This window comes from Saccharothrix hoggarensis, assembly GCF_042678885.1.
GTDB lineage: Bacteria > Actinomycetota > Actinomycetes > Mycobacteriales > Pseudonocardiaceae > Actinosynnema > Actinosynnema hoggarensis.
The window spans coordinates 21598-29207 of the sequence record NZ_JBHTLK010000071.1; the positions used below are offsets into that span (position 1 = coordinate 21598).

Genomic DNA, 7610 nt, shown 5'->3' on the forward strand with positions numbered 1-7610 from the left:
TGCTTCACCCCTTGACGGCGCCGGAGGTCAACCCGGCGACGATCCGACGCTGGAAGAACAACACGAAGAGGATGATCGGGATGGTGATCACCACCGCGGCGGCGGCGATCGACCCGGTCGGGTCCTCGAACTGCGAGCTGCCGGTGAAGAACGACAGCGCGACCGGCACCGTGCGGGACTGCTCGGTGGAGGTCAGCGAGATCGCGAACAGGAAGTCGTTCCAGCAGAAGATGAACACCAGGATGGCCGTGGTGAACACGCCCGGCGCGGCCAGCGGCGCGATGACCCGGCGGAACGCCTGACCGGGCGTCGCGCCGTCCATCTTCGCCGCCTTCTCAAGCTCCCACGGGATCTCCCGGAAGAACGCAGACAGCGTGTAGATCGCCAGCGGCAGCGCGAACGTGATGTACGGCAGGATCAGGCCGGGCCAGGTGTCGAACAGGCCCAGCGTCCGCTCGATCTCGAACAGCGGCGAGACCAGCGAGATCTGCGGGAACATCGCGATCAGCAGCGACACCCCGACCAGCAGCCGCTTGCCGGGGAAGTCGAGCCGGGCGATCGCGTACGCGGCCATCGTGCCGAACACGACCGCCACGGCCGTGGCGATCAGCGCGATGCCGATCGAGTTGACCAGCGCCCGGACGAACTCCGTGGTCGAGAAGATCGCCTTGTAGTTGTCGAACGTCCACTGCCGGGGGATGAAGTTGCCGTCGGCCAGGGTTTCCTTGGTCTTGAACGACAGCGACACGATCCACAGCACCGGGACCAGCGCGTACGCCACCACGAGGATGTTGAGGACGGTCCAGCGCGCCTTGCGGCCCGTGGTCACCGCCCCGCCGATGCCCGCCATCAGCGCCTCCCCCCGCCGTCGCCGCCGGGAGCGGCGGTGCCGAACAGCTTCACGAACACGAACGCGATGATCGCCACCGCGATGAAGATCAGCACCGACATGGTGGAGCCGATGCCCAGGTTCAGGCCCTTGATCAGGTTGTTGTAGGTCAGCATCGACACCGACGACGTGCCCTGCGAGCCCGCCGTGAGCACGAACAGGTTGTCGAAGATGCGGAACGCGTCGAGCGTGCGGAACAGCAGCGCCACCAGGATCGCCGGCTTCATCACCGGCACCATCACCTTGGTGAACCGCTGCCACGCCGACGCGCCGTCCATCGCGGCGGCCTTCAGCAGGTCGTCCGGCACCAGCGCCAGGCCCGCCATCAGCAGCAACGCCATGAACGGCGTGGTCTTCCAGATCTCGGCCAGCGTCACCACCATGATCGCCGGGATCTTCTCCGTCAGCACCGGCTCGCCGCCCGCGAGCGTCTCGGCCAGGTAGCCGGTGCCCGGCGTCCACGCGTAGCGCCACGAGAACGCGGCGACGACCGTGACGATGCCGTACGGGATCAGCGTGGACGTGCGCACGATGCCGCGGCCGACCAGCGTGCGGTGCATGATCAGCGCCAGGGCCATGCCGAGCACGAGCTCGACGGCCACGGACACGACGGTGATCAGCACCGTCACCCACATGGCGTTCCACCAGTACGGGTTGGACAGCACGGTGGCGTAGTTCTCCAGCCCGACGAACTCGGTGCGGTCCGGGAACTTCAGGTCGTAGCGCTGCAGGGACAGCCAGACCGAGTAGATGATCGGCCAGCCCGCCACCGCGGCCATGATGAGGATCGCGGGCGCGCACAGCATCAGGCCGAGCCGCCGTTCCGCCTTCTTGCCCTCGCTCAGGGCGGCCTTCGCCCGCGGCGACAGCTTCGGGTCGGGCGCCTCCGCGTCGGTCGGCGCGTGGTTCACCGCGTGGCTCACGGCAGCACCCCCTTCGAGTCGAGCGCGTCCTGCAGCTCCGACCGGAGCCGGTCCGCCGTCCGCTGCGGGTCGATGCCCGACGGCGGCGACAGGATCGTGGAGATCACCGTGGAGACGTTCTGGTACGCGGGGGTGCGCGGGCGCGCGCTCGCGTTCTTCAACGTCTCCAGGATCGCCTCCTTCATCGGGTACGGCTTCGCCATCTCCGGGTCCTGGTAGACCGATTCGATGGTCGGCGGCACGCCGTCGTTGATGGCGGCGAACTTCTGGTTCTCCGCGCTGCGCAAGCACATCACCGCGTCGAACGACTCCTCGGGGTGCTGCGTGAACGCGCTGACGGCGTAGTTGATGCCACCCACCGTGACCTCGGCCCCGTCGCCGTCGATCGACGGGTACGGCGCCCACGCGAGGTTCTTCGCGAAGTCCGGCTTCTCCTGCGCGGCGGCGTAGACGTACGGCCAGTTCAGCATGAACGCGGCCTTGCCGCCCTCCATGGCCAGGCGGGCGTCGTCCTCGGCGGCGTTGGAGAACGACGGGTCGACCACGTCGGACGTGGCGAACTTCTTCAGCACCTCGAGCGCCTTCACCGCGCCGTCGTCCACCACGGCCTTGGTGCCGTTCTCGTCGAGGATCTGGCCGCCCGCGGAGTTGACCAGCGTGTTGTAGAGGACGACCAGGCCCTCGTACTGCTTGCCCTGCGCCGCCACCAGGCCGGGCGTGTCCGGGTTGCCGTCCCCTTCGAGGGCGGAACCCTGGTCGATCATCTCGTCCCACGTCTTCGGCGGGGTCGGCACCAGGTCGCTGCGGTACCACAGGAGCTGGACGTTCGTGTTGTCCGGGGCGCCGTACAGCCTGCCCTCGTACCGGGCGGTCTCCAGCGGTGTCTCCAGCGTGCCGTCCTCGACCCGCGTCCTCGCCTCGCCGGTGAACTCCTTGATCCAGCCCGCCTTGGCCAGCTCCGCGGTCCACGTCACGTCCAGCGCCAGCACGTCCATGCCGGTGTCCTCGGCGGCGAGCCTGCGGACCATCTGCTCGCGCTGGCCGTCGGCCTCGCGCGGGAGCTTGTGGTAGACGATCCGGTAGCCGTCAGCCGCCGAGTTGCAGTTGTCGACGATCTTCTGGAAGTTCTCCTGCGGGTACTTGTAGACGTTGATGGTGATCCCGCCGTCACCCGAACCACAGCCCGCCAGCACGGACGTCGCGATCAGCGCGGCGCCCCCTGCGGCGGCCAACCGATGACCCTTGCCCCTCATCGGTCCTGCCTCCTTCCCGACAACGGAGGAGCCAGACCGCAGCGCCCGGCACCTCGTCGTGCCCACCGGTCGAAGTGCAGGTCGACCGGTGGAACGAACGTAGGCCCGGTGATCAGGTGCCGCAACCACCGGAGCCCGGAACGGCCTTACCCGATGGGGTGGGAAATCAAACCTCAGTCTTGCTTCGCGTCCGACGGGCGCATGGCGAGCCGGGCGAGCAGGTCGCGGCCGCGCTCGGCCGAGCGCGGCTGGCACAGCACGTCGTAGCGGCCCGCGACGAGCTGGCTCGCGCTCTGGAAGTCGCGCTTGCCGCGCGCCGAGCCGTAGCCGACGGCGGCGAAGATGAGGCCGAACGCGATGCCGACGACCAGGCCGACCACGATCGGGCCGAGGCTGGAGGCGGGCGTGGTGTTGAACAGGCTGAGCAGGACGCCGACGAACAGGCCGAACCACGCGCCGGACGCCGCGCCGGTGCCCAGCACCCGGCCCCAGGTGAGCTTGCCGGTGACCCGTTCGACGAGCATCAGGTCCACGCCGACGATCGTGACCTCCTGGACGGGGAAGTCGCCGTCGGCCAGGAAGTCGACCGCGCGCTGCGCCTCCTCGTACGTGCTGTACGAACCGATGGGCCAACCGGTGGGCGGGGTGGGCAGCCGGGGAGGCACGCCGGGTCGGTTCTGGCCGGAGAAGGAACTCGTCACGGTGACCACCTCTTCGCGGTGCTGATCTCCCCATCCTGCCAACACGGGGCGAACAGTGCGAAACGGGTGACGGGAAACTGACGCGAACGTGACTCCGGCGGGGCCGGGTGCGGCGTACGCGCGGGCCGGGGCGGCTGTTCGGGGGTACAGGGCCGGCGGCCCGCCGTCCACCGGCGACGGGCTCGCCTGCCGGTGGACCGCGGGCCGTGCGTCAGCCGCGCGACGGGCCGTGCGTCAGCCGCGGGACTGGTAGTCGCGCAGGAGGCCGCGGCTGATGATGGTCTTCTGGATCTCGCTGGTGCCCTCGCCGATGAGCAGGAACGGGGCCTCGCGCATCAGGCGCTCGATCTCGTACTCCTTGGAGTAGCCGTAGCCGCCGTGGATGCGGAACGCCTCCTGCGTCACCTCGGCGCAGTACTCGGACGCGATGAGCTTCGCCATGCCGGCCTCGACGTCGTTGCGCGCGCCGGAGTCCTTCAACCGGGCCGCGTTGACCATCATCAGGTGGGCGGCCTCGACCTTCGTGGCCATCTCGGCGAGCTTGAACGCGATGGCCTGGTGCTCCACGATCGGCTTGCCGAACGTCTTGCGCTGCTGGGCGTACTCGATGGCGAGCTCGAACGACCGCAGCGCGATGCCGCACGCCCGCGCCGCCACGTTGACCCGGCCGACCTCGACGCCGTCCATCATGTGCCGGAAGCCCTGGCCGGTGCGGCCGCCGAGGACCTGGTCCGCGCCGATCCGGAAGCCGTCGAACACCATCTCGGTGGTGTCGACGCCCTTGTAGCCCATCTTGTCGATCTTGCCGGGGATGGTGAGGCCGGGCAGCACCTCGCCGTAGCCCTCGGGCTTCTCCACCAGGAACGTGGTGAGGTTCCGGTGCGCCTTCTCCGCGCCCTCGTCGGTCTTGACCAGCACGGCGGTGAGGTTGGACGTGCCGCCGTTGGTCAGCCACATCTTCTGGCCGTTGACGACGAAGTCGTCGCCGTCGCGGGTGGCGCGGGTGCGGATCGCGGCGACGTCGGAGCCCAGTTCCGGCTCGGACATGGAGAACGAGCCGCGCACCTCGCCCGTCGCCATCCGGGGCAGGTACTTCTGCTGCTGCTCGGGCGTGCCGTGCTGCTTCAGCATGTGCGCCACGATGAAGTGCGTGTTGATCACGCCGGAGACCGACATCCAGCCGCGCGCGATCTGCTCCACGACCAGGGCGTAGGTCAGCAGGGACTCGCCGAGCCCGCCGAACTCCTCGGGGATGGTGAGCCCGAACAGGCCCATCTCCTTCATGCCCTCGACGATGTCGGCCGGGTACGTGTCACCGTGCTCCAGCGCCTGGGCGTGCGGGATGATCTCCTTGTCCACGAAGGTGCGCACCGTCGACAGGATCTCCTCCTGGACGTCGGTCAGTCCTGCGGTCCGGGCCAGGCGCGCCATCGCGGTTTCCCTTCGTAGCTCTCGGGTTACCGGCGAGTATGGCGCGGTTAACGCGCGTTCGCGCTACGAAAGGTGCTCCTCGCCACGCGCTGAACCGAAACAGCGGAACGCCTGCGCCGCGCCGAGGACGTCAGGCGCCGGCGGCGAGGGACTTGGACGCGGAACCGGGCCAGGCGACGGGTGGCCGGCGGTCGCGCGGCGGTGGCACGGCGGTCAGGCGGCCGGCGGCGGACGATCGGGCAGTGGGCAGCCGCGACCCTCAGGCCGCGGTCGGAGGGCGGTCAGGCGCGGACCAGTTCTATCTCGTGGCCGCACTTGCGGCAGACCTCGGAGAAGACGTGGACGTCTTCGGAGCACGCGGGGCAGGGGCGGAAGCTGCGCTGCAGCAGGTCGTCGTGGCGGCGCTGGAACAGACGCCTGCGGACGGCTCGGTGTCGGGGCACGCCCACCACCATGCACACGGCCCACCCGGTGATCGCCACTCGGGAGCGCGACTTGTGTGAATGCTCACCGGCGGGGCCACCAGCCCGTGACCCCGCCGGCACGCCGCGTCACCCCTCCGGCGGCGACCACACGTTCGTGCGGGTCATGCCGGCGGCACGTCCCTTGGACGAGATGACCAGCGCCATCTTCCGGGACGCCTCGTCGATCATCTCGTCGCCGAGCATCACGGCGCCGCGCTTGCCGCCCGCCTCGGACGTGAAGTAGTCGTACGCGTCGAGGATGTTCTCGGCGTGGTCGTAGTCGTCCTGCTTGGGGCTGAACACCTCGTTCGCCGCGTCGATCTGGCCGGGGTGCAGGACCCACTTGCCGTCGAAGCCCAGGGCGGCCGAGCGGCCGGCCACGCGGCGGAAGCCGTCGACGTCGCGGATCTGGAGGTACGGGCCGTCGATGGCCTGCTTGTCGTGCGCCCGCGCCGCCATGAGGATCTGCATCAGGATGTAGTGGTACGCGTCGCCGACGTCGTAGCCGGGCGGCTGCTCGCCGACGACCAGGGACTTCATGTTGATCGACGCCATGAAGTCGGCCGGGCCGAAGATGATCGTCTCGACCCGCGGGGACGCGGTGGCGATCGCGTTGACGTTGATCAGGCCGAGGGCGTTCTCGATCTGCGCCTCGATGCCGATGCGGCCGACCTCGTACCCCATGGTCTTCTCGATCTGGGTGAGCAGCAGGTCGAGCGCGTGCACCTGCTCCGCGGTCTGCACCTTGGGCAGCATGATGCAGTCCAGGTTCGCGCCGGCGCCCTCCACGACCTCGGTGACGTCGCGGTAGGTCCACTCGGTGGTCCAGTCGTTGACCCGCACGACTCGGGCGCGCGAGCCCCAGCCGCCCTCGTTCAGCGAAGCCACGATGGTCTTGCGGGCGCCGGGCTTCGCGAGCGGGGCGCACGCGTCCTCCAGGTCGAGGAACACCTGGTCCGCGGGCAGCGTGCGCGCCTTGTCGATCATCTTCTGGCTCGATCCGGGCACGGCCAGACACGAGCGACGGGGACGCTGCTGGTCGACCACTGGGGGTACCTCCTCGTACCGGCCGGTAACTCCTGTCGTGCGAAGGGTGGCACGCACCTGTGCCGCCCGCTATTTCGTGAGTCACGATTCACAGGCCCGTGGCAGGCTGAACCGGTGGAGATCGAGCAGGTGCTGGACAACGCGCTGCGCAAGGCCGCCGCGCTCTGGGTCACGCCGTCCGGTCACGAGCCGCGGCTGGTGTGGGCGCTGTGGCGGGACGGCGCGGTGCTGGTGGCCGTCGGCGGCACGGAGCAGGACGTGCCGGGCCTCGACGACGGCGTGGCGTGCACGGTGACGGTCCGCTCCCCCACCACGCACTCGCACCTGGTGGACGCCCCGGCGACGGCGCGGCGGGCGGACCTCGGCGACGACGACGCGGCGGCGTTGCGGGCGGCCCGGCTGAACGGCCGGGCGGAGTGGGAGTCGGTCTACCGGCTGGAGTTCCGGTGATCACCGTCCCGGACGACTTCGCGGTGCACCTGGGCGAGGAGGCGCTGTCGTGGCGCGCCACGCTCCCCGCGCTGGCCACGAAGTTCTGCGCCCGCTGGGACCTCACCCCGGACGGCGACCTGATGCACGGCTACGTCGCCGTCGTCCTCCCGGTCCGCCGCGCCGACGGCCACCCGGCCGTGCTGAAGCTGACCTGGCTGGACGACGAGACCCGGCAGGAGCCCCTGGCGCTCGCCGCGTGGCGCGGCGAGGGCGTGGTGCGGCTGCTGGACCACGACGACGAGCACGGCGCGCTGCTGCTGGAACGCCTCGACCACACGCGGACGCTGCTGGACGTGCCGGTCGAGGAGGCGCTGGCCGTCACCGGCGGGCTGCTGCGCGGGCTGCGCGTCCCGGCGGGGCCCGAGTTCCGCCGGCACGAGCGCGGCGACCTGGCCGCGGAGAACGCCGCC

The 7610-nt window shown here is 70.0% G+C and carries 9 protein-coding genes; 2 read left to right on the plus strand and 7 right to left on the minus strand.

Annotation, left to right across the window (positions count from 1 at the left end):
• Positions 1-4: 4 nt before the first annotated feature.
• From ACFQ3T_RS15985 to ACFQ3T_RS16015, 7 genes are all read right to left on the minus strand, one after another.
• A complete protein-coding gene (locus ACFQ3T_RS15985) occupies positions 5-850 on the minus strand; it encodes a carbohydrate ABC transporter permease (protein WP_380724051.1) in 846 nt (281 codons plus the stop codon).
• Positions 850-1800 (minus strand): carbohydrate ABC transporter permease, encoded by a 951-nt coding sequence (locus ACFQ3T_RS15990; protein WP_380724060.1) that lies wholly within the window; start codon positions 1798-1800, stop codon positions 850-852. Before ACFQ3T_RS15990 ends, ACFQ3T_RS15985 begins: the two co-directional genes overlap by 1 nt.
• Positions 1801-1808: 8 nt before the next feature.
• Positions 1809-3065, minus strand: coding sequence for an ABC transporter substrate-binding protein (locus ACFQ3T_RS15995; protein WP_380724052.1), 1257 nt, complete (start codon positions 3063-3065; stop codon positions 1809-1811).
• A gap of 173 nt (positions 3066-3238) precedes the next feature.
• Complete coding sequence (locus ACFQ3T_RS16000; RefSeq protein WP_380724053.1) at positions 3239-3766, minus strand: general stress protein; 528 nt, start codon at positions 3764-3766, stop codon at positions 3239-3241.
• Positions 3767-4000: 234 nt separating this feature from the next.
• Positions 4001-5197: an acyl-CoA dehydrogenase family protein gene (locus ACFQ3T_RS16005; RefSeq protein WP_380724054.1), complete on the minus strand. Its 1197-nt coding sequence runs from the start codon at positions 5195-5197 to the stop codon at positions 4001-4003.
• Between the two features lie 281 nt (positions 5198-5478).
• Positions 5479-5640: a hypothetical protein gene (locus ACFQ3T_RS16010; protein WP_380724055.1), complete on the minus strand. Its 162-nt coding sequence runs from the start codon at positions 5638-5640 to the stop codon at positions 5479-5481.
• Between the two features lie 108 nt (positions 5641-5748).
• Positions 5749-6708 carry an HpcH/HpaI aldolase/citrate lyase family protein gene (locus tag ACFQ3T_RS16015; RefSeq protein WP_380724056.1) on the minus strand — a complete coding sequence of 320 codons (960 nt, stop codon included), beginning with the start codon at positions 6706-6708 and terminating at the stop codon, positions 5749-5751.
• A 114-nt stretch (positions 6709-6822) separates the two neighbouring features.
• Between ACFQ3T_RS16015 and ACFQ3T_RS16020 the strand changes: the two genes are divergently transcribed.
• The gene (locus ACFQ3T_RS16020) at positions 6823-7158 is read left to right on the plus strand and encodes a hypothetical protein (RefSeq protein WP_380724057.1); all 336 of its coding nucleotides are present in this window, start codon (positions 6823-6825) and stop codon (positions 7156-7158) included.
• A partial coding sequence (locus ACFQ3T_RS16025; protein WP_380724058.1) for an aminoglycoside phosphotransferase family protein occupies positions 7155-7610 on the plus strand: 456 nt, incomplete at its 3' end. The genes ACFQ3T_RS16020 and ACFQ3T_RS16025, both read left to right, overlap by 4 nt.

What these genes read in the sequence shown, in the direction of transcription:
- ACFQ3T_RS15985 (WP_380724051.1), bottom strand. Translation starts at nt 850, where the DNA reads ATGGCGGGCATCGGCGGGGCGGTGACCACGGGCCGCAAGGCGCGCTGG.
- ACFQ3T_RS16005 (WP_380724054.1), bottom strand. Translation starts at nt 5,197, where the DNA reads ATGGCGCGCCTGGCCCGGACCGCAGGACTGACCGACGTCCAGGAGGAG.
- ACFQ3T_RS15995 (WP_380724052.1), bottom strand. Translation starts at nt 3,065, where the DNA reads ATGAGGGGCAAGGGTCATCGGTTGGCCGCCGCAGGGGGCGCCGCGCTG.